The organism is Tardiphaga sp. 20_F10_N6_6, assembly GCF_052076045.1.
GTDB classification, from domain to species: Bacteria; Pseudomonadota; Alphaproteobacteria; order Rhizobiales; family Xanthobacteraceae; genus Tardiphaga; species Tardiphaga robiniae.
In genome coordinates this window covers 3,927,148-3,951,216 of record NZ_CP197239.1, presented here as the reverse complement: position 1 = coordinate 3,951,216, position 24,069 = coordinate 3,927,148, and the positions used below count along the sequence as shown (strand labels likewise).

27 protein-coding genes are annotated in these 24,069 nt (G+C 59.2%); 26 read left to right on the top strand and 1 reads right to left on the bottom strand.

All coding sequences use genetic code 11. The features are described 5' to 3' along the window. Position 1 precedes the first annotated feature (1 nt). Positions 2 to 784: a DUF1217 domain-containing protein gene (locus tag AB7813_RS19010; protein ID WP_439065326.1), complete on the bottom strand. Its 783-nt coding sequence runs from the start codon at positions 782 to 784 to the stop codon at positions 2 to 4. A 154-nt stretch (positions 785 to 938) separates the two neighbouring features. On the opposite strand from AB7813_RS19010, the gene motA reads away from it, so the two are divergent. From motA to AB7813_RS18880, 26 genes are all read left to right on the top strand, one after another. Continuing rightward, complete coding sequence (gene motA, locus AB7813_RS19005; RefSeq protein WP_256461226.1) at positions 939 to 1,844, top strand: flagellar motor stator protein MotA; 906 nt, start codon at positions 939 to 941, stop codon at positions 1,842 to 1,844. Further along, positions 1,844 to 2,779 (top strand): FliM/FliN family flagellar motor switch protein, encoded by a 936-nt coding sequence (locus AB7813_RS19000; RefSeq protein WP_309941909.1) that lies wholly within the window; start codon positions 1,844 to 1,846, stop codon positions 2,777 to 2,779. The genes motA and AB7813_RS19000 overlap by 1 nt, the downstream gene beginning before the upstream one ends. Beyond that, complete coding sequence (locus AB7813_RS18995) at positions 2,760 to 3,044, top strand: hypothetical protein (RefSeq protein ID WP_093757678.1); 285 nt, start codon at positions 2,760 to 2,762, stop codon at positions 3,042 to 3,044. The genes AB7813_RS19000 and AB7813_RS18995 overlap by 20 nt, the downstream gene beginning before the upstream one ends. A 33-nt stretch (positions 3,045 to 3,077) precedes the next feature. Further along, a complete protein-coding gene (gene fliN, locus AB7813_RS18990; protein ID WP_175369216.1) occupies positions 3,078 to 3,476 on the top strand; it encodes a flagellar motor switch protein FliN in 399 nt (132 codons plus the stop codon). 27 nt (positions 3,477 to 3,503) lie between these two features. Further along, the gene (locus AB7813_RS18985; protein ID WP_093757676.1) at positions 3,504 to 4,541 is read left to right on the top strand and encodes a flagellar motor switch protein FliG; all 1,038 of its coding nucleotides are present in this window, start codon (positions 3,504 to 3,506) and stop codon (positions 4,539 to 4,541) included. Between the two features lie 12 nt (positions 4,542 to 4,553). Continuing rightward, entirely contained in the window at positions 4,554 to 5,630 is a 1,077-nt protein-coding gene (flhB, locus tag AB7813_RS18980) for a flagellar biosynthesis protein FlhB (protein ID WP_093757675.1), read from the top strand. 93 nt (positions 5,631 to 5,723) lie between these two features. Next, positions 5,724 to 6,101, top strand: a complete 378-nt coding sequence (gene flgB, locus AB7813_RS18975; RefSeq protein WP_092141368.1) for a flagellar basal body rod protein FlgB — start codon at positions 5,724 to 5,726, stop codon at positions 6,099 to 6,101. Between the two features lie 11 nt (positions 6,102 to 6,112). Next, positions 6,113 to 6,529: a flagellar basal body rod protein FlgC gene (gene flgC, locus AB7813_RS18970; protein WP_089263697.1), complete on the top strand. Its 417-nt coding sequence runs from the start codon at positions 6,113 to 6,115 to the stop codon at positions 6,527 to 6,529. A gap of 2 nt (positions 6,530 to 6,531) precedes the next feature. Continuing rightward, complete coding sequence (locus tag AB7813_RS18965) at positions 6,532 to 6,852, top strand: flagellar hook-basal body complex protein FliE (protein WP_068729891.1); 321 nt, start codon at positions 6,532 to 6,534, stop codon at positions 6,850 to 6,852. A 9-nt stretch (positions 6,853 to 6,861) separates the two neighbouring features. Continuing rightward, positions 6,862 to 7,650 carry a flagellar basal-body rod protein FlgG gene (gene flgG / locus AB7813_RS18960; protein WP_441228259.1) on the top strand — a complete coding sequence of 263 codons (789 nt, stop codon included), beginning with the start codon at positions 6,862 to 6,864 and terminating at the stop codon, positions 7,648 to 7,650. 24 nt (positions 7,651 to 7,674) lie between these two features. Then, complete coding sequence (gene flgA, locus AB7813_RS18955; RefSeq protein WP_115032323.1) at positions 7,675 to 8,151, top strand: flagellar basal body P-ring formation chaperone FlgA; 477 nt, start codon at positions 7,675 to 7,677, stop codon at positions 8,149 to 8,151. Continuing rightward, complete coding sequence (flgI, locus tag AB7813_RS18950) at positions 8,151 to 9,251, top strand: flagellar basal body P-ring protein FlgI (protein WP_439084256.1); 1,101 nt, start codon at positions 8,151 to 8,153, stop codon at positions 9,249 to 9,251. The genes flgA and flgI overlap by 1 nt, the downstream gene beginning before the upstream one ends. Positions 9,252 to 9,317: 66 nt before the next feature. Further along, positions 9,318 to 9,974: a MotE family protein gene (locus AB7813_RS18945; RefSeq protein WP_244558224.1), complete on the top strand. Its 657-nt coding sequence runs from the start codon at positions 9,318 to 9,320 to the stop codon at positions 9,972 to 9,974. A gap of 5 nt (positions 9,975 to 9,979) precedes the next feature. Further along, positions 9,980 to 10,675: a flagellar basal body L-ring protein FlgH gene (flgH, locus tag AB7813_RS18940; protein ID WP_089263698.1), complete on the top strand. Its 696-nt coding sequence runs from the start codon at positions 9,980 to 9,982 to the stop codon at positions 10,673 to 10,675. Between the two features lie 54 nt (positions 10,676 to 10,729). Next, positions 10,730 to 11,173 carry a flagellar basal body-associated FliL family protein gene (locus AB7813_RS18935; protein WP_199712004.1) on the top strand — a complete coding sequence of 148 codons (444 nt, stop codon included), beginning with the start codon at positions 10,730 to 10,732 and terminating at the stop codon, positions 11,171 to 11,173. After that, on the top strand, positions 11,170 to 11,904 hold the full coding sequence (gene fliP, locus AB7813_RS18930; RefSeq protein WP_068729883.1) for a flagellar type III secretion system pore protein FliP: 735 nt from the start codon (positions 11,170 to 11,172) through the stop codon (positions 11,902 to 11,904). Before AB7813_RS18935 ends, fliP begins: the two co-directional genes overlap by 4 nt. Positions 11,905 to 12,126: 222 nt before the next feature. Then, positions 12,127 to 13,428 (top strand): flagellin N-terminal helical domain-containing protein, encoded by a 1,302-nt coding sequence (locus AB7813_RS18925; protein WP_439083848.1) that lies wholly within the window; start codon positions 12,127 to 12,129, stop codon positions 13,426 to 13,428. A gap of 129 nt (positions 13,429 to 13,557) precedes the next feature. Continuing rightward, positions 13,558 to 15,201, top strand: a complete 1,644-nt coding sequence (gene fliF, locus AB7813_RS18920) for a flagellar basal-body MS-ring/collar protein FliF (RefSeq protein WP_093757669.1) — start codon at positions 13,558 to 13,560, stop codon at positions 15,199 to 15,201. Next, positions 15,198 to 15,893, top strand: coding sequence for a hypothetical protein (locus AB7813_RS18915; RefSeq protein WP_439083849.1), 696 nt, complete (start codon positions 15,198 to 15,200; stop codon positions 15,891 to 15,893). Before fliF ends, AB7813_RS18915 begins: the two co-directional genes overlap by 4 nt. A gap of 1 nt (position 15,894) precedes the next feature. Beyond that, positions 15,895 to 17,229, top strand: coding sequence for a MotB family protein (locus AB7813_RS18910; RefSeq protein WP_439083850.1), 1,335 nt, complete (start codon positions 15,895 to 15,897; stop codon positions 17,227 to 17,229). Beyond that, a complete protein-coding gene (locus AB7813_RS18905) occupies positions 17,226 to 18,413 on the top strand; it encodes a chemotaxis protein (protein WP_439065322.1) in 1,188 nt (395 codons plus the stop codon). Before AB7813_RS18910 ends, AB7813_RS18905 begins: the two co-directional genes overlap by 4 nt. A gap of 215 nt (positions 18,414 to 18,628) precedes the next feature. Continuing rightward, positions 18,629 to 19,639: a flagellar hook-length control protein FliK gene (fliK, locus tag AB7813_RS18900; RefSeq protein WP_441228258.1), complete on the top strand. Its 1,011-nt coding sequence runs from the start codon at positions 18,629 to 18,631 to the stop codon at positions 19,637 to 19,639. A 43-nt stretch (positions 19,640 to 19,682) separates the two neighbouring features. Continuing rightward, entirely contained in the window at positions 19,683 to 20,168 is a 486-nt protein-coding gene (locus AB7813_RS18895; protein ID WP_231078761.1) for a transglycosylase SLT domain-containing protein, read from the top strand. Positions 20,169 to 20,242: 74 nt separating this feature from the next. Then, positions 20,243 to 21,493, top strand: a complete 1,251-nt coding sequence (locus AB7813_RS18890) for a flagellar hook protein FlgE (protein ID WP_068729872.1) — start codon at positions 20,243 to 20,245, stop codon at positions 21,491 to 21,493. Between the two features lie 32 nt (positions 21,494 to 21,525). Continuing rightward, positions 21,526 to 22,995, top strand: a complete 1,470-nt coding sequence (gene flgK, locus AB7813_RS18885) for a flagellar hook-associated protein FlgK (RefSeq protein WP_231078762.1) — start codon at positions 21,526 to 21,528, stop codon at positions 22,993 to 22,995. 5 nt (positions 22,996 to 23,000) lie between these two features. Continuing rightward, a complete protein-coding gene (locus AB7813_RS18880) occupies positions 23,001 to 24,044 on the top strand; it encodes a flagellar hook-associated family protein (protein ID WP_089263446.1) in 1,044 nt (347 codons plus the stop codon). The last annotated feature ends 25 nt before the right edge of the window (positions 24,045 to 24,069 follow it).

Below are 24,069 nucleotides of genomic sequence, written 5' to 3'. Positions count from 1 at the left end.
TTTATCGTCCGATTTTCAGGTTCTGCAGGGTGGTCAGCACGTCCGTGCTGAGGCCCATTTCGAGCGGCTGCGCGATAAGGGTGCTTGAAGCCGATTGGGCGATGGACGTTCCGTTCTCCATCTCCCACATCACCGAAAAACGCTGCAGGAACGTCTGCAGCTTTTCGGGTGTCTGGAAATCCGCGATGTCGACTTTCGCGCTGAGCATATTCGCCTGTTTGTCGACATCCGCCATCGAGGTCATCGGTGAGATGCCAAGCGCGATCTGGGCGACCTTGATCAACGCCGGATCAGCGAGAATCTGATAGATGCTGGTGATCTTGGGCGCCTTGCGCTCGAAATAGAGTGCCAGACGAACGCCTTCATTTTGCGATCCGGCGTCTTCCTCGAGTTGCTGCCGGACGTATTTCTCGACGGTGCCGACCTGTGCGGCGGTCGTGCTCGTCGCCTGGTCACCCAGCTTGGCGAAGTCGAATGCGGTGGCGAATTCGCGGTAGCGGGCGTCGGAAAGCTTGTTGGCGAATGTGGTCGAGCTGGCAACACCTTCCGTAAGAACCTTGCGCATGAACGCCTTGGCATAGGTCATGTCGCTCAACCCGTACGCCTTCATGGCATAGCTGAACAACCGATAGTCGCCGATGAATTCGTCGATCGTATTCACATCGCGGATGTGTGACAGGTAGTATTCTGTGTCCTTCGACACGTCCGGCTTCTCCATCGTCTGCTGCAACGATTTGACGATATTCTTGGAGATCAACTGGTAGCTTGCGATTGTCGAGACCATCGGCAGTGGGTTCCCAGTCTGCGGGCGCATGCGGCGAGACTGGCCTCAAACTCCCCGCACAAGCTTGCGCGGGGCTGGCCGGCGCAGGCCGATGTCAGCCTCGTGCAAGCATCGTTGCCTAAGTGAAACGTATCCTCAATTTGGAGCGGTGCGCTTGAGCATTCTCTTTGGCGTCATTATCACACTCGCCAGTCTGATCGGCGGCTTCACCGCGATGGGCGGGCATCTCAGCGTGATATGGCAGCCCTGGGAGTTCGTCATCATCATGGGGATGTCGCTGGGCACCTATGTCATTGCGAATCCCTGGAAAACCGTGGTCGACACCGGCCGCGCCACCGTGCAGGCATTGACGGTCGCAGTGCCGAAGCAACGCCATTACCTCGATCTGCTCGGGCTTCTGCATTCTCTGATGCGCGAGGTACGAAACAAGGGTCGCAACGAGGTGGAAGCTCATATCGACGATCCATCATCGTCAGAAATATTCACCGCCTTCCCGACCGTTCTCGCCAATGAGCCGCTTCTGCACTTCATCTGCGACTACTTCCGCCTGATCATCATGGGCAGCGCGCGGCCGCATGAGATCGAAGCGCTGATGGACGAGGAAATCGAAACCATCATTCGCAGCAAGATGAAACCATATGGCTCGCTGATGATGGTGGCCGAAGGACTGCCGGCGCTCGGTATCGTCGCCGCGGTACTCGGCGTCATCAAGGCGATGGGCGCTCTCGACCAATCCCCGAAATTGCTCGGCGGCTTCATCGGCGCAGCTCTGGTCGGCACATTCGCCGGCATCTTCTTGTCCTACGGTCTTGTCGCGCCGCTGGCCCACAAGATCAAGCTGGTGCGCGAGCAGCGCGCGCGGATGTATGTAATCGTCAAGCAGTCACTGCTCGCCTTCATGAACGGGGCCCTGCCGCAGATCGCGATCGAACACGGCCGCAAGATGATCGGCCCCGGTGAACGCCCGTCGATTGATGTCGTCGAAAGCGAAACCATCTCCGGCGGTCCCGCGAAGGCGGCACCTGCTGAATCCTCGGCGAAAGCGGGAGCACGGGCCTGATGTCAGAAGTAAAGTCAGGCCGCGTAGATCAAGGATCAGATCAACTTTTAGGGGCTGCCGGAATTTCCGTCGAACGCATGCCGATGCTGCATGTGATTTTCGACCAGATGACGAATCTTTGTGCCGAAAGCCTGCGATCCATGTCGCCCTCGCAGTCGTATTTCTCGCTAAGCAGCGTGGGCAGTGATCGCCTCTCCGATATCCTCGATCGCTATGAGGGCGAAGCCATTGCCGCGGTTTTCTATGCACAAGCATGGGACGCCCGTATCCTGATCGGGTTTGATCGCGATTTCGTCTACACGATGATCGAGCTCCTGTTCGGCGCCGACGGTGCGGAGCCGCCGCTGGACATGCCGCGGGTATTTTCGAATGTGGAGTTGCATGTCGCGCAATCGCTGTTCGAGCGCTTTGGCAAGGCGTTGCAGGCGTCATTCGACCGCGCTTCCGACGTGGCGTTCAACCTGGAACGTGTCGAGACGCGCATGGACTATCTTGCGATCGGTCGCCTCAACAACATGGCCGTGTGTGCGAAGATCCTGCTGCAGGGTCTCGATCGCGGCGGCGAGATGTTCATCGTCATTCCGCACGCAGCGCTTAATCCGATCCGGCAGTCGCTGTCGCAGATCGTATCCGGTGAGTCGGCATCCACCGATCCGAACTGGAGCCGTCAGTTGCACAGCGAGATCAAACGGACTGAAGTCGTTCTGAAGGCGGTTCTCGAAGAGCGACAGTTTACTCTCGGCGAGGTCGCGAAATTTCACGTCGGCCAGGTGCTCAAGCTTAACGCCACGCCGGACACGATGGTTCGCCTCGAATGCAATGATCAACGCCTGTTCTGGTGCCAGCTCGGCCAGATGAATGGCGTCTATTCACTGCAGGTCAAGGAATCGGCCGACCAAAAACGGGAATTTATCGATGGTATCCTCGCTCGTTGACATCATCCTTTTTGCAGCCCTGCTTTTCACGAGCATCCGCGTTACCAAGATGCATCGTGAGCTTGTGAAGTTGCGCGCGCATCAGGGAGAGTTTACCGCGGTGGTCGGCAAGACCAATGAGACGGTGGACGACATGGTGCTGATGGTGCGCGAATTCAGTTCGGACGGACGGCAAATGGTTCAGGCGCTTGGCGACAAAATAGATGAGGCGCGCAAGGCTATCGCGGAAATCGATACTCGCACTGCGGCACAAAATCCGGCTTAGGCCAAGATCTGAGTTTTCAAGAAGGCAGGGGATATGAAGCAACCATTCGATATCGATCCAGTAAGCGCAGCGACCGCTACAGCTAGCGACCCGCTCAAGGCTGACGGCGCGTCGTTCGGCAAACTGGCAGATCTCGCGGCTCGCGCTGCCGAGGAAACCAGCCGGCTGACAAATCTTGAACCTATCCTGCGCATCCCGGTCACCGTGCAGGTGCTGCTCGGCTCAGCCACCATGCCGGTCGCGGATCTGATGAAGCTTGGCCGTGGCGCAGTGATTCCGCTCGATCACCGTGTGGGCGAGCCTGTCGAAGTCGTCGTCAACGGACGCATCGTTGCGCGCGGTGCGGTCGTGGTCGTGGAAGACGAAAATTCGCGTTTCGGTGTATCGCTGACGGAAATCGTCGGAGGAGCGGCCGGGGATCCGGACGCTTAAAGAGATTTTCCCAAAGAGATATTTCTAATGGCATTCAATGCACCTGCTAAGCGCGCCGGCACCAGCATCAAACCGCTGGGTGGTACCGAGAAAGCGGCAGCTCTTTTGCTGGCCATGGGGCGTGAGCTCTCGGGCGGCCTGCTTCGGGAGTTCGATCCCGAAGAGATCAAACTGGTCACGCGCGCTGCCGCTGAGCTCAAGCCCATCTCGGGGCCTGAGCTCGAGGCGATCATCGAGGAATTCGCTCAGAATTTCTCGGAAGGTCCGAATATCTTCGGCACTGTCGGTGAGCTGGAGAAGCTGCTCAACGGCGTGCTGCCGCCGGAACAGATTACTGACATCATTTCCGAAGTTCTGGGCAACAAGACCAAGTCAGTTTGGGAGCGTATCTCTCTCGTCTCGGAAAGCCTGCTCGCCAACTATCTTCTCAAGGAGCATCCGCAAACCGCTGCACTCATTCTCTCGCGGGTGAAGCCGGCATGTGCTGCCCGCGTGATGAGTCATCTTCCGCCGGATATCCGGCACGACCTGATGCGGCGCATGCTTAGCCTCAAGCCGGTTGTCGAGGATGCCATGGGCATTATCGAGAAAACGATGCACGAAGACTTCATGATCAACTTCGCTCGGAACCTGGCATCCGACACCTATCCGCGCATGGCTGACATCATCAACAAGATGGAGCGGACGCAGATGGAGGAATCGCTGAAGAACCTCACCGAATCGCGGCCGAAGTCGGCCGAGATTCTGAAGGGCATGCTGTTTACCTTCGACGACATCGTGAACCTGACCGCCAAGGCACGCATGCTGATCTTCGATCAGGTGCCGACGGACCGTGTGGTGATGGCGCTCAAGGGATCGGATACGACATTCCGCGAGCTCATTCTGTCGTCGCTCGCCTCACGCACCCGTCGTCTGGTGGATCACGAACTGGCAAACGGTATCCCCGCCAATCAGCGCGAGATCCTGGATGCCCGGCGCGCCATTACCGATCTTGCGCTCGATATGGCCGGACGCGGCGAAATTGAACTCAACCCCGATCAAGAAGATCAGCCGGTATTCACCTGAAGATAGAGCATTGTGTCTGACGAACCCGATAAGGACAGTAAAACCGAAGAGGCGACAGAGAAGAAGGTTCGTGATTCCGTCGAGAAGGGCCAAATCCCGGTCTCGCGCGAAGCGCCGATTTTCGCCTCTATGCTCGCACTGCTGATTATTCAAAGCTTTCTGACCACCGACAACGTCAGAAAACTGACATTCACTTTAGCCCGATTGATCGACGATCCGTCGGGCATCCGCATCCGTAATGGAACGGATGCTATTGAGTTGCTCACCGCGGTCGGTATGAGTGCGGCGGGACTGGTTATTCCGATTGTTATCGTCCTGATGCTGGCCGGGCTGGCGTCATCTTTCCTGCAGAACGCACCGCGAATTGTGTTCGATCGCATCCAGCCGGAAGCCTCGCGCATCTCAATAGCGAAAGGTTGGGGCAGAATCTTCGGCGCGCAGGGACGTGTGGAATTCGGAAAGTCGGTCTTCAAGTTCGTTGCTATCAGTCTGGTCGTGATGATCGTCCTGCGGGCTGAGGAGGCCGTGGCCGTGAATGCATTGTTTAGCGATCCGGCGGCCGTTCCGGAATTAGTGCTGACTACCGCGATGCGGCTCGTCTCCGCCATCAGCATTGCGACCATTGTCCTGGTATCGCTCGATCTCGTCTGGGCACGCTTCCATTGGCGCCGCGAACTGCGCATGACGAAGCAGGAGATCAAGGACGAGTTCAAGCAGGCTGAAGGCGATCCGATCGTCAAATCACGGTTGCGTTCGTTGGCACGCGATCGCGCTCGCAAGTCGATGTTGGCGGCCGTTCCGCGCGCCACGCTGGTGATCGCGAACCCCACGCATTACGCGATTGCGCTGAAGTACAAGCAGGGCGAAGACGCTGCGCCGACGGTGCTTGCAAAGGGGCAGGACCTGATCGCGCTGAAGATCAGGGAAATCGCAGAGAAGAATGGTGTTCCGGTGGTGGAAGACAAGATGCTGGCGCGCTCGATGTATGATGTCGCATACATCGACAAGATGATTCCGTCGGAGTTTTTCCGCCCTGTCGCGGAAATCATCTACTTCCTGCATTCGCGAAAGCAGAAGACGAACGCGTAAGCGCTCCGCGCATGTCGTGATGCGCATCTCCAGCCTCGGACAAGTTTCCATTTGTAAACCATGATCAAGGAATCATGTTTGCCTGGGGGATAAGTGGGACCCGTCTATCTCTTCGATGTTGCCTCATCGCATGAGCGATGGCTGTCGCTGCGGCAGTCCGCAATCTCGGCGAATGTCGCCAATGCGAACACGCCGGGCTATCGCGCGCAGGACATCGAGCCGTTCAACAAGATTATTGAATCGAAGGTCGTGCCCGTGACGGTGACGTCACCGGCGCATATCACGACCGGTTCTTCAGTTGAGGCCCAGGGCATGCGCAAGGAGAAGAGCTGGGAAACCGTGCACTCCGGCAACTCTGTCAGCCTTGAGCAGGAGATGCTGAAGGCTGGCGATATCAATCGCGACTATTCACTGAATACGGCGATCGTCAAATCGTTTCATCGCATGTTCATGACAAGCATGAAGACCTGAGGGAAATGACGATGATTGATCCGTTACAAGCATCTGTTCAGATCGCAAGTTCCGGCCTCGAAGCGCAGTCGACCCGCTTGCGCGTCGTGTCGGAGAACCTTGCTAACGCCAATTCAACCGGCCGCACGCCAGGCTCGGATCCGTATCGCCGCAAGACCACGACCTTCACAGCCGAGATGGACCGTGCCGCTGGTGTGCGCATGGTCAAGGTGAAGGATGTCGGAACCGATCAGGCGCCGTTCCGCGTGGACTATGAGCCAGGCCACCCGGCTGCCGATCCAACCGGTTACGTGAAGCTGCCCAATGTGAACTCGTTGATTGAAATGGGCGACATGCGGGAAACCAACCGGTCCTTCGAGGCCAACCTACAGGTCATCAAACAAGTGAGATCCATGGTGTCGATGACCATCGATCTCTTGAGGAGCTAACCATGCTTGAAGCGGTATCCTCAGTCATCAGCAGTGCTGGTGAGCTCGCCAAAACCAGCGAAGTCATCAATTCCGCGACACCCGCGGTGCAACCTGGTGCGGCCACCGTCGGTTTCAACAACGTCCTCGAACAGGTCGCAGCCGATGCCATCGGTTCGATCAAGGCCGGCGAAGCCGCGTCAATCCAGTCCATCCACGGCAAGCTCTCCGCACAGAAGGTGGTCGAGGCGGTCATGTCTGCCGAACGGTCATTGCAGATGGCTGTCGCCGTCCGCGACAAGGTCGTTCAGGCGTATCAAGAAGTCAGCCGAATGGCGATTTGAGGTTTAATCATGAGAGCTCTGGCCATTGCTGCCACCGGTATGGGCGCGCAGCAGCTTAATGTCGAAGTGATCGCGAATAATATCGCGAATATCAATACGACCTCGTACAAGCGATCCCGCGCGGAATTCACCGATCTGTTCTATCAGATCGACCGCGCGCAGGGCGTTCCCAACCGAAGCGGTGAGGGCGCAGTACCTGAAGGCGCAAAGCTCGGTCTCGGCGTGCGTTCGGCTGCCGTGCGCAAGCTGCATCTGCAGGGCGCCATGGCGCAGACTGGCAACACTTATGACATGGCCATTAATGGCCGCGGCTGGTTCCAGATCGCCGGTCCGAGTGGTGAGACGCTCTACACACGCGCCGGTGCATTCAACCTGAATGAAAACCGCCAGCTGGTGACGCCGGACGGCTATCTGGTGACGCCTGCGATCATTGTCCCGCAGAATGCCGTGGATGTCACTGTCAACGAGTCCGGCCAAGTCTTCGCGAAGGTCGACGGGACCGTTGCGCCCGTTCAGCTCGGGCAACTCTCGCTCGCGAACTTCTCCAATGAAGCCGGTCTGGACCCACTCGGCGGAAATCTCTATCGCGAGACGGTTTCATCCGGCGTGCCCGTTGTGGGCTTCGCAGGCGACATTGGCTACGGCAAGCTGCATCAACACTATCTCGAGAGTTCGAACGTCGATCCGGTGAAGGAAATCACTGAGCTGATATCGGCGCAGCGTTCTTATGAAATGAATTCCAAGGTCATCCAGGCGGCTGACGAGATGGCATCGACCATTTCGAAGGGCATGCGGTAATCCACAGAACGGGATCTCGGCCTGATGCGCGCAGTCACCATCGTCACCCGCTGGCTCGCGAGCTTCGTGCTCGCGGCCGGCATCGCAGGCGTCGCAAATGCTGCGGAAGATGCCGTCCGCTATCCCGTGCCGGCCACGGCGATCTATCCCGGTGACGTCATCAGGGATGAAATGATCATGGATCGCAATTTTGCGCCCAATATTCAGGGCGCAAGTGCATTCATCAACGACCGTGCGTCCCTCGTTGGCCGCATTGCGCGTCGTACACTGTTGGCGGGGCACCTGATTCCGATCAACGGTCTCGAAGATCTGAAGGCCGTCACCCGCGGGGCTGTGGTGAAGGTGCTCGTCGAGGATGATGGGCTCATTATCGTCACCTATGCAACATCCCTGCAGTCCGGCAGTGCCGGCATGATGGTGCAGCTTCGCAACCTCGATACCGGCGTTACGATTCGGGGCATCGTCCAGCAGGACGGATCAGTACGGATTCAGAACGGATGATGCTGCGTCTCCTTTGCGGTCTCCTGCTTTCGCTTTCGATCTCGGCGGCAGATGCCGCTGTGCGTGTGAAGGACATCGCCAATCTCAAGGGCGTGCGGGAGAACCAAATCCTCGGCTATGGCCTTGTGATCGGCCTCAAGGGTACCGGTGACACGTTGCGCAACGCGCCGTTCACCGAACAATCGTTGCAATCGATGCTCGACAATATGGGCATCAATATCCGTGGCACCTCGTTGCGTACGCGCAACGTGGCCGCCGTCGTTGTGACGGCCGACCTGCCGCCGTTCGTCGCAGGTGGTTCGCGAATCGACGTCGCGATCTCGTCGCTGGGCGACGCGTCATCCTTGCTTGGCGGAACGCTGGTGATGACACAATTGCGCGGCGCTGATGGTGAAACCTATGCCGTCGCGCAAGGCGCTATCGCCGTTGGCGGCTACAACGTCGAAGGCGCCGCACAAACGCTCAGCCAGGGTGTGGCCACGGCTGGCCGCATCCCAAATGGTGCGCTGATCGAACGAGAGGTTAAGGGCCGCTTCAGCGAGATGGAATCGCTCATTCTTGAGCTAAAGAATCCGGATTTCGTCACCGCAACGCGTATCATGGACACGATCAACGCACATAGCAGCGGCCGTTACCAGAAGGTCGTGGCCTTCGAGCGCGATTATCGCACCATCGTGCTGTCGCGCCCACGCTCGACCGCGCCGGTGCGGTTTATCGCCGAAATCGAGGAGCTGCTGGTCGAGCCGGATTCGCCGGCGCGAGTGGTGGTCGACGAACGCACGGGAACGGTGGTCATCGGCCGGAATGTACAGATTTCGACGGTAGCGGTCACCCACGGAAATCTGTCGGTGCGAATCACCGAAGCGCCGATCGTGTCGCAACCGTCGCCGTTTGCCCGTCGTGGCGAGACCGTGGTGGTGCCGCAGACCTTCATCGAAGCTAACGAGCCAGGCGCCAAAATCGCGATTCTGCGCGGCGCCGATTTGCAGCGTCTGGTGCGTGGTCTCAATCAGATCGGGCTGAAGCCGCAGGGGATCATCGCGATCTTGCAGGCGATCAAGGCGGCCGGTGCGCTTCAGGCGGAACTCGTCATCCAGTAAGGCGCGGGTCAGCGTCACGCAAGCCAAAGCGTGCAACGCTCGCTTAGCTGAATCACGAGAACACGAATGGCGCGCGTCGCAAATCGATCGATCAAGTTTCTCATGCTGGTCGGTATGGTGCTGTCCACACAAGCATCGGCCGAACCCGAGCAGAAGCTCTCAAAGCCGCTGAACCTTGGTGAATTTGCAAAGACGCCGCAAGTTGCGCGCCCCCGCCCGGCTGCAAACAAGCAGGACCCGGTGGTGCGTCCGCCAGCCGATTCGGCGCTGATCACGGGCGCAATCGACAAAAAGGATAGCGCAGCCGCGAACTCCCAGGAATCCGACGTCGCGCGCTTTTGCAGCAATATCGCAGACCAGGCACTCGATGCCCGGGTGGCGTGGCAGCAGAAAGAGCTGGAAGCGACGGAATCCAAGCTGAAGCTGCGCATTGCCGAACTTGAGGCCAAGCGTGCCGAATATGAGGAATGGCTGAAGTTGCGCGAAGAATTCCTCAAAAAGGCGGAAGATAACGTCGTCGAAATCTACTCGCGCATGAATCCGGAAGCTGCGGCGCAGCAGATTGCCAGCATGGCTGATGACACGGCAGCTGCTGTTCTCGCCAAGCTGCGCGTTCGCGTTGCCAGCGCGATCCTCAATGAAATGGAACCGGCACGTGGCGCACATCTCGCTGACACGCTTGCCGGGATGCGTCGCACCGACGACGGGAAAGCCAAGAAATGATGTGGTTGAGAGTGATTCTGATTCCGGTCGCACTGTCGTGCCTGACCGGTTGCGCCAGTAATCTCGCCGAGGTTGGCCAGGCGCCCTACATGTCGCCGATCGGCAACGGTATGCAGGTTGATGCGCGCGCAATTCCGATCGAGCGGCGCGCGTATCGTAGCGCGGGCCCTCACTCGATCTGGAATGACCGCAAGGACCTCTATCGTGATTCGCGGGCAACGCGGGTCGGCGATCTTCTGACCGTGAATATTCTGATGAACGACAAGGCGATTCTCGACAACAAGACGGATCGGTCGCGGGACTCGCAGATCAAGGTGGAGTCCGACTATTCGGCCAATATTGCCAAATGGCTATCGGCCGGAAATTTCGACACCAACGTCAAATCCCAATCATCGAACAAGGGCGCTGGCAAGATCGACCGCAATGAAGAAGTGCGCTTCTCGGTGGCCGCAGTCGTTGTCGATGTGTTGCCGAACGGAAATCTCCTGGTTAGCGGCTCGCAGGAGATGCGCGTCAATTACGAAATGCGCATCGTCAATGTCGGTGGCATCGTGCGTCCGATCGATATCAGCCGCAACAACACCATCGCCTATGAGAAGATCGCCGAAGCCCGCATTTCGTATGGCGGGCGCGGCCGGTCCATGGAAGTGCAGCAGCCGAACTGGGGTCAACAGGTCTACGACCAGGTCGCGCCGTTCTGATGGGAATCGATCATGGCCGATAACACAGCGAATGCAGGCCAGCGCCCGGGATTCATGCAGTGGTTTGGCGCCCTGCTGCTTGTCACGGCGCTCTCGGTCGGGGCTGGAGCGCTGGCAAGCCTGCATCTGATGTCGACGTTCCAGCGCATCAGTGAAAGCCAGAAGGAAGTCCCAGAGAAACCGATCTCGTCGGCCTTCAATGCCAATGATCGTCTGCGCAAGATCACGCCGGTCGTGACCAATCTGGCGGCGCCGCCAAATGCCTGGATCCGCATGGAGGCATCGATCGTAACCGATAAGTTGACCGAGGAGGAGGCGAGCATCGTGGTCGCTCGCATCGGTGAGGATGTTGCAGCCTATCTGCGCACGCTCACACCCGCGCAGATCGAGGGTGCCCGCGGCCTGCAATATCTGCGCGAAGACCTGAATGAGCGCGCGCTTACGCGTTCGAGCGGCAGGGTTCGTGAGTTGATTATCGAGACGCTGGTGGTGCAATGAAGCGTATCATTCCGATCCTGCTCCTGGTGCTTCTGCCGACGGCTGCAGTGGCGCAGGTTCCGGATCTGTCGACCTTGCTTCCGCAGGGCGAGGGTAGTGCGAGCGGCCGAATCATCCAGATGGTCGCGCTGCTGACGGTGCTGTCACTGGCGCCGGGCCTGCTCATCATGGTGACGAGCTTCACGCGCTTCGTCGTCGCACTCTCATTCCTGCGCACAGGGCTTGGCCTGCAAACCACGCCGGCCAATATCGTGATGATCAGCCTTGCGCTGTTCCTCACATTCTATGTGATGGCACCGACCTTCGATCGCGCGTGGCAGAACGGCCTTCAGCCCCTGATGAAGAATGAGATCACAGAGCAGGAAGCCTATTCGCGTGTCACAGATCCGTTTCGGGATTTCATGCTGCAGCACGTACGTGAAAAGGATCTGCAAACCTTCGAGAACCTTGCTGCCGAAAGTATGAAGATCAAACTCGAAGGTCAGCGGATCGATCTGCGAATCATCATTCCGGCTTTCATGGTGTCGGAGCTTCGCCGCGCATTCGAGATCGGATTTCTTGTCGTCATGCCATTTCTGGTGATCGACATGATCGTTGCAACACTAACGATGTCGATGGGCATGATGATGATGCCGCCCACGGTATTCGCGCTACCGTTCAAGGTACTATTCTTCGTATTGATCGACGGCTGGAATTTGCTCGCAGTTGGTCTTGTGAAGTCGTTTCTCTAGATCATTTGATTCATCACAAGGTAAGTGACGAATCAAATGATCGCTGTTAACTATACGAGCGGCCGCTCCCTTCAGCTTTGGGTAAGGTTTGGCGGCTAGCTTGCAATTCACGACAGGTTGGGTCGATCAGATATCGACATTCCAAAGGCATGATGCCGCCCTCTCGTACCGGTGAAAGTCCGGTATGTCCCCAGCAAATCAATCAAATTAAAGGGACATACGATGTCTAGCTTGATGACCAACTCCCAGGCCATGACCGCGCTGCAGACTCTGCGCTCGGTCGATGCCAACCTCTCCACCACGATGAACCGCATCTCGACCGGCTATCGCGTGGCGACCGCGTCGGACAACGCCGCTTACTGGTCGATCGCTACCACGATGCGTTCGGACGTTCAGGCTCTGGGCGCCGTGCAGGACGCTCTCGGTCTCGGCGCTGCGACCATCGACACGATGTATACCGGCCTCGAAGGCACGGTCGACGTCGTCTCGTCGATCAAGGAAAAACTGGTTGCTGCCCGTACCCCGGGTGTTGACCGCGCCAAGATCCAGAGCGAAATCACCGAACTGCAGAAGCAGCTGAAGAACACCGCCGACTCGGCCGTGTTCAACGGTGAAAACTGGATCTCGGTCGACTCGCAGGACCCCACCTACAACTCAACCAAGTCGGTCGTGTCGTCCTTCTCCCGCGCCGGCGGTGTCGTTTCGGTGGACACGCTCACCATCGACCTCGACGCCATCAAGCTCTACGATACAACGCTGGACGCGGCCTACATCACGGCTCACGCTGCCGCCACGACGACGACCCTCGTTTTCGATCCGGCCACCGTTGGTGACGCGGCGGCCGTTCCGCCGACGACCACTGGCACGATCGCTTTCGCCGTCACGCCTGCTGGTGGAACTGCCACGACGACCACGATCAACGTGTCGCAGACTTCCACGATTCAGGACGTCGCCAAGGCACTTAACGGCTTGGGCATCCAAGGCCTTACTGTTGGTGTCAATGCCGATGGCAAGACGCTCGAGATCAAGAACGGCAGCACGACCGCGATCGCCACCACCAACACCAATGGCGGCGCGACCGGCGGTACCGTCACGGCGCAGCCAGCGGCTACGGCTAACGTGGCGTCCCAAAAGGGCGTTCTCGACCAGACCTACGACGTCTACAAGAATGGTGGCTGGACTACCTTCAGCGTCGCTAATCTGGACATTTCGAAGTTCACCGATAGCGCCTCCGATCTGACTGCGCTCGAGACTTACATCTCTGGTACAGACAAAGCGCTGAGCAAGATCACCGATGCCGCCACCAATCTCGGCGCCATCAAGAACCGCATCGGTCTGCAGCAGGACTTCGTGAAGACCCTGACTGACTCGCTCGATCGCGGTATCGGCCAGCTCGTCGACGCCGACATGAACGCCGAATCGACTCGCCTCCAGGCCTTGCAGACGCAGCAGCAGCTGGGCATCCAGGCGCTGTCGATTGCCAACGCCGGCAGCCAGAGCATCCTGTCGCTGTTCCGCGGCTAATCGCTCTCGAATCGTGAATGGGAATGGCCGCGACCGTCATAGGTCGCGGCCATTTCGCTTTCCAGCTCTCCGTAACCCTCGGACAAGCTTCACAATCGATGATCGATTCGGAAGTGGGCAGGGGTATTTATGGTCAATCGCGAGCACGCACAGAAGCTCTGGAACAATCTGCTTGAGCTGGGTACGAAGCGTCTCATTCTGCTCGCGGTGGTTGGCCTCGCTGTGTTTGGCGGCGTTGGCGGCGGCGCGTACTACATAAGCCGACCGGAATACAATGTTCTCTATTCGGGTCTTAGCCGCGAGGACGTGACGCGTGTCAGCTCGGTGCTGCGCGACGCGAATATCGCTTTCGATCTGAATACGGCGGGCGATACCGTCTACGTTCGTCCCGGACAGACCGCGCAGGCGCGTACGCTGCTGGCCGACAAGGGCCTGCCCAGCACCACCGGCGGCGGTTATGAGCTGTTCGACAAGATTGGCTCGCTCGGCCTGACGTCGTTCATGCAGGAAATCACGCGCGTGCGTGCGCTCGAGGGCGAGATTGCGCGGACGATCCAGGTTCTCAAAGGTGTCAAGGCAGCCCGCGTCCATATCGTGATGCCTGCGCGTGGCTCATTCCGGCGTGAGCAGTCGCCGCCATCGGCTTCGGTCGTATTGCGAACCGATGGTCCGGCGGATGCACGCACGGCACGTTCGGTGCGTCATCTCGTAGCCGCGGCTGTGCCGGGAATGACCGCGGATAAGGTCACCGTGCTCGACAGTGACGGTTCGCTGCTTTCGGACGACGACGGCAGCGGCAGCGTCGGGGCAACGCCGACTACGATGGCCAATTTGCAGAAGGTTGTCAGCCGCTCGATCCAGGAGAATGTGAGCCGGGCACTGACACCCTATCTGGGGCTCGATAACTTCGAGGTCAGCGTTGCGACCCAGCTGTCGACCGACAAGAAACAGACCAATGAGACGGTCTACGATCCGGATTCGCGGGTGCAGCGCTCCGTACGCGCTGTGCGAGAGAAGGAAACGTCGCAGAGCCTCGATCGGCAGCAACCGACAACCGTTCAGCAGAACCTGCCAGATCAGCAGGTCAATGCGACCGGCGCCAAGAATCAGAATGACGAGAAGCAGCGCCGCGAAGACATCACCAATTACGAAGTGTCGTCGAAGACGGTGACGACTACGAGTGATGGTTTTGTGGTGAACAAGATGTTTCTCGCCGTTCTGGTCAACCGGCCGCGCCTCATTGCGAGCCTTGGCGACAAGGTGAGCGATGCTGCGATCGAAGCCAAAGTCGCGGAGATCTCGCAGATTGCTGCGACCGCAGCTGGCATCGATCGCCCGCGCGGCGACCAGATTCAGGTTTCGGCGGTCGAATTCATGGAAGGTGCGCGCGATCTCGCGCCGGTGCCGTCGATCACCTTCACAGAGGTGATGATGCGCCAAGCGGGCAGTCTCGTGAGTGCCATCACCATTCTAGCCGTGGCCGGCATGCTGATCTGGTTCGGTCTGCGCCCGGCGATCAATACGATCCTGGCCAGCGCGAAAACGGACGAGACAACGCAGTTCCAGGCGGAGACGAATGCACTCCTCAGTGGCGGCAGCACGATGGCGACCGCGGCTCTGTCAGGAGGCGAGGCTCCGCCCAACCTCATTCAGGACGTCTCGAGCAGTATGCAGAATACGCCGCAGAAGCGGTTGGAACAGATTATCCAGCTTGATGAGAAGCAGGCGGCAGCGATTCTGAAACAATGGATCAGGCAAGAGGAAGCGGTATGAGCGCAGAGCAAGTCGCACGTCTGATCGCCGATTTCGATCGACCGGAGCCGCCGAAAACACGCAGCCGCGTCGTTCCGTTCGACCATCTGCATCACTCCAGCGTGCAGCCGCAGCATCAGCCGCTTCTGCAGAAGGCAAAGCAGCAACCGTCGTTTCAACCGCAGCCGCAGATGCAGCCAAAGCCGCCTCTCGTGCAGGAGGATGATGGCTATGAGCGCGGTCGCGCCGAAGGCTATGCGAGTGCACTCGCCGAGTTCGAACGGCGCATTGAGCAGGAGAAGCAGGCACTTGCGGCACAGGCCGCCGAAGAACGGCAGCAACTGCTCAACGAGACTGCGGCCAAGCTCGCCGGCGATATCGCCGAAATGGGCGACCAGTTGCAGGGACGAATCGCTGGCGTAGCCGCGCGGCTTCTCGAGCCGCTCATCAGTAACGCCGTACAGAAACAGGCCGTCACTGCGTTCATCGAGCATTTGTCGTCGATCACAACCGATAGCCGCCGCCCGGTCCTGCGCATTACCGGTCCATCGGACTTGCTCGAATTGATCCGCAGCAAGCTCGGCGTCCGCGCCATTGCATCGGAGTTGCGTGCCGGCCCCGAAACAGAAGCGTCGATTGTCGTCGACCAGATCGTGCTTGAGACTCAGCTCAAGATATGGACCGAGCGCTTGAAAATGGCGGTCCAAAGCTGAGATGGCCGATCCGCTTCCGCCAGAAATAGTAATTATCCGCCGTCGCAGTTCGCTTGAGAGCGGCGAGACCAAGAACAGTGTCTGGAAAATCGCTTACGCCGACTTCATGACGGCGATGATGGCATTCTTCCTGGTGATGTGGCTGATCAATGCCACCAATCAGGAAACGCGCGAAAGCGTGGCCACCTATTTCAATCCAATCAAGCTGACGGACTCGACACCGGATCGTAAAGGCATCAACGATGCCCGGCGGGTTGACCCCGGCAAGGCCGTGGAAGGCGAGAGCAAGTGGCCGCATCCGGAGCCAGGTCAGCCGACGGATTCGCTCGCGCGTCCGCAGCCCCCGCAGCCACGCTATGGCGAGGCGACGTTGTTTCGCGATCCTTATGCGGTGCTGTCGGAGATTGCCGGCGGTCCGCCGCGTCCGGGGCAGAGCAGCGCGGCGCTCGATCCAAATCGCAAAGAAGGGCTGAAGGGCGGAGAGGCCTATCGTGATCCGTTCGACCCGATCAACTGGCCGATGGCGTCGATCTCGTCGCTCGAGAAGAAGCTGTCGGGACGTAAGGACGCCGGCAGCCTACCATTCGGCGAAGATGTTGCTGTTGCAAGCGAGGGCCAGGAGCAGCGCCCGCTCGACGCCAAACCTGATGCCACCGGCACCCCGGGGCAAGAGATGTCCGGATCGAATTCAACTCCCGCGAAATCCGACAAGCAGGAGGCACCGAAGCCCGCCGGGTTGTTTGCCGACGATGGCGACAAGTCCAATCCGGCAGCGGGTCGTCCGCAACCGGCGCAGGCAGACAAGACTGCAGCGCCGGCTGACAAATCCTCGGCGCAGCCTGACAAGGCGCCCGCCCAGCAAGAAAAAGCCCAACCGATGGACGCCGCCAAGCTCCAGGCCGCAATTTCGGCGGCGCTGGCCGCCATTGGACCGGCGCGTCCGGTGGCCGAAGTGAGGGAAACCCCCGAAGGACTTCTGATCAATCTGACGGACGACGTGAACTACGGAATGTTTGCCAACGGCTCGGCCGAGCCCACGCCCGGTCTCGTTCGTGCGCTCGACAAGATCACGCCGATGATTGCGCAGAACCGCGGCCAGGTCATCGTGCGTGGTCACACCGATAGCCGTGTCTATCGCACGTCGGAATATGACAATTGGCGGCTTTCGACCGCGCGTGCGCATATGGCGTATCACATGCTGGTGCGCGGCGGCCTCGACGCCGGGCGGGTCGAGCGCATCGAGGGCTATGCGGACCGCCGGCCGAAAATTCAGAACGACCCGCTTGCCGCGCAGAACCGGCGGATCGAGCTTCTGATCCGTGCTCCCGTGCTATGACCAGCGCCAGGATAATTGCAGCAACGCTTCTAGCCTGTCTTGGCAGCGCACATGCGCAGCCGGCCGACGAACAAATGCGCGAGCCGTATCAGATGGTTCGTTCATTGCAGATGCTGCAAGATCAGATCGCGCGCGGCGATCTCGACGCTCACAATTCCCAACCCGCCCTGCTGAAGCGCCTGGGTGAGAATTTTCTGAAAGCCGATGCTACCGTCTGGAAGGAACCACGCAATTCGCGCGCAGCTGTCACCTTCCTCTTGAGTGGTGGGTCGCCGCAAGTGGTTGCGAGCCTCCGCTCCCGCAACGTGCTGAATATTGACGAGGCTATTGTCGATGGCGCCATCGCTTATGTCGAAGGGCGCACGGACGAAGCGAAGTCGAAGCTCGCCAATATCAAGCCACGTAGCCTGCCTGCGGCACTCGGTGCCGAGATCGCGCTGGTGCAATCGGCACTGGTTGCACAGGACGACCTGAAGGTCGCGATCGCATTGCTTGACGAGGTGCGGCTGATGATGCCGGGCACGCTGGTCGAGGAAGCGGCACTGCGTCGGGAGATTTTCATCGTCGGACAGGACGACGACTTCGACAAGTTCGAAGCCCTCGCGGTGCGCTACTTTCGCCGATATCGGCATTCCATTTATGCGGGCAATTTCCGTCAGCGCTTTGCGCTCTCTGTGGCACGCTTCAGCTTCGTGCAGCGCCCCGATCGTTTCCCGCGTCTTGTCGCCGTGCTCGATCATCTCGATCGGGCGAGCCAGCGGGCACTCTATCTTCTGATTGCAAGAACGGCATTGGTTCGCGGCAAGACTGAAATGACCGTGCTTGCCGCCGACCGTGTATTTGCATTGTCCGATGACGATAGCGTCGAGCGCGTCCGCGCGCGCCTGTATCGCGCCGCGGCACGCGTCGCCACATCGGCACACAGTACGGCAATCGCCGAGCTTGAGCAGATCGACAAGGCAAAACTGTCCGAACGTGACGTCGAACTGCAAACCGCGGCGCTTGCCATTGGACTGAATGTTCGAAAGGCACTGCCGGAGGCAAAGGCCAAGAGCGACGGAAGCAGCGAAGTGAAGACGGCCATGCGGCCGCGCATTGATTTCAGCCGCTCTCTCGCCGCCGTCGACCGCGCGCAAAAGCTGCTCGATGCGTCGCAGGAACAATTAAAGGAGAGAACCCGATGAACAATGCCGATCTCCTGATGGCAGCGCTTCGCCAGACAGCGGCCGGAAAGGCTGGGACGAAAGGCGGATTGAACGGCGGTGCCCATGCCAAGGACGGCAAGGAGAAGGCCGATCACTTTCGCGAGCAGCTCCGCCTGATCTCAAAGGAGTCCAAAACAGTCACGCCGCATGTCGCCAAGGCAGCCGATGACGCGAAAATCGTTGACGCAAAGCCGGTGCTCGACGCGGCATCCGTTCTTGCGGAATTGACGGGTGAGGTCGCGCAAAAACCTAACGTCAGTGACGACCAATCCGATGATGACGATTCAAAGGCCACGAGGGGCGAGGAGAGCGCGACAAAATCTGCACCCTGGCGCGGACCGGATCCCGCGCTTAGCGCGGTAATGGCCAAACTCGATCACGCACACTCACCTTTGCCAAGTGATGACAAGGCGGCGTCTCGCATTTCGGTATCGGACGTGAAGGCAGATGATGCTCCGCGCGATCCCACAAAGCTCATTCACGCCGCAACAGCCGACGTGCCTGACGCCGATGCGGCCACCACGCAACGATTTACGTTGGCGGTCGAGACGACGGATACCAAGCCGCTTCCGGTTGCGAAGGCGGTCGTCCGTGAGCAAGAGACGCATTTCGAACCCGTGCAACAGGTGACGACGCTGCAGAAGATCGTCGATCGGATGGCTACTGATCTGGTGACCGTCGCATCACCTGAAGGGGCTCGCGTGGCTGACGCGCCGGGGCTCGAAACGAACAAAGCTGCGGATAGCCGGCCGGTGCGCATGATGACGCTCGAACTCGATCCGCCCAATCTCGGCTCTGTCACGGTGAAGATGCGGCTTGCCGGCGATTCCGTGGAGATTCATCTCACTGCGGATCGCTACGAAACCACGCAGATGCTGCGGCAGGAGCGCGGTGCGCTCACCGACGCCATGCAGTCGGCTGGCTACACGTTCGACATCGCGGCGATCGATCATACCCGCACCCCCGACGCAAATCTGAACAACGGTCAGCAGCAACAGCAACAACAAGCGCCGTCCGATCAACGTTCTTCGCTGCCGTCGTCAGGCGGATCGCAGGCGGACGGTGGTTCTTCGGGCCGGTCGTCCGGCGATGCGCAGAGCGGCGCACGGCATAACAGGCAGGATCATGAGCAATCGCCAAGGTCGTCGGAGCGGCAGCAGGATCAGAATAGTAATCGGGTTCGCAGCAGCACTGTTTATATCTAGCGCTGTAACGGACGCTCGAGCCGAGGGGCCGTGCGAACGGGAGATGGCGCGCGCGGCACGCCGCCACAATGTGCCACTCGGCGTTCTCTTTGCGGTCGGTCTCAGCGAGACCGGGCGCAAGGGTGTGCTGAATCCCTATGCGCTCAATGTCGATGGCCGGACGGTGCTCGCCACCGATCTGCGCAATGCCGTTGCGCGTTTCGCCGAGGAGAAGAGCAGGGGCGCCAAGCTGGTCGATCTCGGCTGCATGCAGATCAATCATCGCTATCACGGGGAAAAATTTCCAAGTGTAGAGGCGATGTTCGATCCCGCGCGCAATGTCGACTACGCCGCACGATTTCTGAAAGACCTGCGTGAGCGCGAGGGAAACTGGACGATGGCTGTCGCGCGCTACAATGCTGGGCCGACCAATATTGTCGGCCAAAAACGCTACATCTGCAGTGTTATCGGCAGCCTTGTCGCGAGCGGATTTGGGTCGTGGACGAGCAAGGCCCGAGATTTTTGCGCCGAGCGCACTGCGTCACGATGACCCTGTGGATAACCGCCAGCCTCGCGCAAGCAACTTCAACTCTAATACTTCACACGTGAAACGGAGGATAATCGATGAGTCTGTATGGGGTGATGCGCACAGGCGGCTCCGGCATGAACGCGCAGTCGAACAAACTGGCGACGGTCGCTGACAATATCGCGAACGTGAATACCACGGGCTACAAGCGCGCCTCGACGGAATTCTCCTCTCTGATCCTTCGCAGCGGAACCGGAAACTACAATTCCGGTAGTGTCGAGACGCAGGTTCGTTACGCGATCTCTGATCCCGGTACGATGAATTACACGACGTCCGCGACCGATTTGGCGATCCAGGGCAACGGATTCTTTGTTGTCAGCGACGCAGGAGGCACGCCTTACCTCACGCGCGCTGGCTCTTTCGTTCCGGATGGCCAGGGGAATCTCTACAATACCGGTGGCTACTATCTGATGGGCTACAACATCAAGAATGGCGCCCAGCCGAACGTCGTTGCCAACGGCCTCGGCAATCTCGAGGTCGTAAACATCGCGCAGCAGTCCTTGCTGGGAAATCCGACGACCCAGGCAGGCATCAGTAGCGCCAACCTGGATTCCAATGCTGCGATCAGCGCCGGACCGCCGAACTTTACGTCGAAAACGTCGGTCATCACCTACGATAATATTGGAAATGCGGTGAAACTTGACATGTACATGTTCAAGACAGCCGCCAATACATGGGATGTGCAGATCTACAACAGCGCAGGCGCGGCAGCAGGCGGCGGCTTCCCCTATGCAGCCGGGTCGCAGCTGGGCACCACCCAGACATTTACCTTCGACGTCAGTGCCACAGGCAAGGGCCGCCTCGCTGCCGCGAGCCCGACCTCGATGGCCTTCACAATCCCGGGCGGCTCGCCCGTCACTTTCGATATGTCGAGTATGACGCAGGTCGCGGACGAGTTCCAGTTCAAGGCCACGACCAACGGCAACGCGCCGAGCGCGCTCGACCGTGTGGAGGTGAGCTCAGACGGCACCATGTATTCGATCTTCGACGACGGCACGCGAATCGCGAGCTACAAGATCCCGCTGGCGACGGTACCGAGTCCCGACAATCTCTCGCCCGAAGTCGGGAATGTCTATTCGATCAGCACCAACTCCGGCAACATCCAGGTCGATTTCGCGGGCAATAGCGGTCTCGGTACCATCAAGCCGGAAGCGCTCGAAGCATCCAACGTCGATCTGGCCAACGAGCTCACGGCGATGATCGAGTCGCAGCGTGGCTACACCGCGAATTCCAAGGTGTTCCAGACCGGCGCTGACCTGCTCGACGTACTCGTCAACCTGAAGCGCTAGCACACAGCGCGGATCACTGACGGGAGTCTCCAATGTCACTTACGGTCGCACTCAATTCGGCCCGCTCGTCGCTTATGGCGTCGGGCGTCCAGTCTTCCGTCATCTCGCGCAACGTCGCCGGCCTGCACCAGGACGGCTACTCCCGCAAGAATGCTCTGATCGTTTCCCAGCCGGGCAGCGGTGTCTATGTCAGTGGTATTCAGCGGGCCGCCAGCGCCGGTCTGTTCAACAATGTCGTCAAGGCGGTATCGAACACCGCACAGCAGGATGCCCTTTACAACGGTCTGCAGAAGGTTGCGGCTGTCACCATCGACGACCCCGAGCTCGATCAGTCTGCCGCGGCGCAATTGGCCAAGCTGAAAAGCGCCCTGCAGCAATATGCATCGGCGCCGGATAACGTAACGTTCGCGAATTCTGCCGTCACGGCGGCCAAAAATGTTGCCGCATCGCTGAACGATTCGACCAACACCGTGCAGACTGTCCGCGCGGATGCCGACGCCGAAATGGCGACGTCGGTCGGGAATATCAATCAGCTTCTGGCGCAATTCGAGACGGTTAATACGGCGATCATCAAGGGAACGATCTCCGGCTCCGACGTCACCGACTACCTTGATACGCGCGATAGTATCCTGTCGAAGCTGTCCCAGGAGGTTGGGATCACGTTTGCCACCCGCGCAAACAATGACATGGTTGTCTATACGGATTCCGGGGTCACGTTGTTCGAGCGTACCGCTCGCTCCGTAACCTTCGCTCCGACAAATTCCTACACGGCCGCCACAACGGGTAACGCTGTGGTCGTCGATGGCGTTCCCGTTACCGGCGCTAACGCGATCATGCCGATCGGCTCCGGCAAGCTCGCTGGTCTCGCGACGCTTCGCGACGACAAGATGGTGACCTATCAGAATCAGCTCGACGAAGTTGCGCGCGCCGTGATCGAGATTTTTGCCGAGAAGGATCAGAGTGCTGCCGCTGGACCAGACCAAACCGGCCTCTTCACCTATGCCGGTGGACCCGGAATGCCGACCACGGGCGTGATCAATACCGGGCTCGCCGGGACGATCAAGGTGACGGCCCTGGTCGATCAGGCCCTTGGCGGCAATCCGAGCCTGATCCGCGATGGTGGGATCAATGGCGTCAATTATGTCTACAATGCCGGCGGTGAGGCGGGTTTCTTCGCCCGCATTCAGGGCCTCGTCGATGGCATGGCGGCATCCCGAACCTATGATCCGGCCGCGCTCGGCAAGCCTAGCGGCAGCCTCATCGACTTTGCCGGCTCCTCGGTGAGTTGGCTGGAATCGCAACGCAAGAGCGTCGGCGACGACGCCACCTATAGCCAGACGCTCCTGGAGCGCAGCGCCGATGCGTTGTCGAACGTCAATGGCGTCAACATGGATGATGAGATGACCTTCATGTTGCAGGTCGAACGCACTTTCTCGGCATCGTCGAAACTGATCTCAACGATCGACGACATGCTGAAAGAACTTCTGATGGCGGTGGGGTAATCGATATGGCTACAAATTTCATTTCATCGAACTCGATCTCGACCACCCTGCGCATCTCCGCGTCGAAAAGCCAGGTGGCGATCTCAAAGGCCACCAAGGAGGCGACGACAGGAAGACTCGCTGACGTCGGGGGGAGTCTTGGTGCACTCACGGGTCGCGACGTGACCCTGCGTGCGGAGCTTCTCGATATGGAGAAAATCGTCGATACCAATGCACTCGTGAGCGCCCGCCTGGACGTCACGCAGGAGCGTGTTTCGCAATTGATCGAGACGGCACAGTCCTTCCAGAAGGATCTGCTGGCGGCGCGAAATTCGGCAAATGGCGGCGTCATCATCGCCCAGCCGGCGGCGTCGAACCTCCAGTCGCTTCTTACGACGCTCAATGTTTCGATGGACGGGCAATATCTGTTCGCCGGCATCAACACGGCGCAACAGCCGATGACGCCTTATCAGACCGGTTCGGCCAGCAAGACGGCAATCGATGCGGCCTTTACTGCCGCTTTTGGTTTTCCGCCCGGTGACGTGGCTGCCGTAAATATCACCCCCGCCGCCATGAATAACTTCCTCGACAATGCGTTTGCGACCGAATTCGACGATCCGGCCTGGGGAACGAACTGGTCTTCGGCATCCGATCAGGTCATGCGCAGTCGCATCTCTACGACACAAACCGTCGATTCCTCCGCCAGCGCCAATGACAAGGCATTCCGGAACCTGGCGATGGCCTACACGATGCTCAGCGGGCTTGGTCTGGAAACTCTGAATCAGAGCGCGTTCCAGGCCGTTACAGACAAGGCGCTGCTGCTGGTCGGCGGTTCGGTGTCCGACCTCGCGAGTGTCGGTGCACGCCTCGGCACCGCGCAGGAACAGACGACAAATGCAACCAGTCGTCTCAAGGTGCAGACCGACATCGTCAACAAGCAGATCAACGCGATGGAAGTGGTCGATCCGGAAGAGGCATCCGTCCGGGTCAACTCTCTGAAAAATCAGTTGGAGATGTCGCATGCGCTGACCGCGCAAATTCAGAACCTCAGCATCCTCAATTATCTCTGATAGGTGGGCTGATCTATGAAGCAAC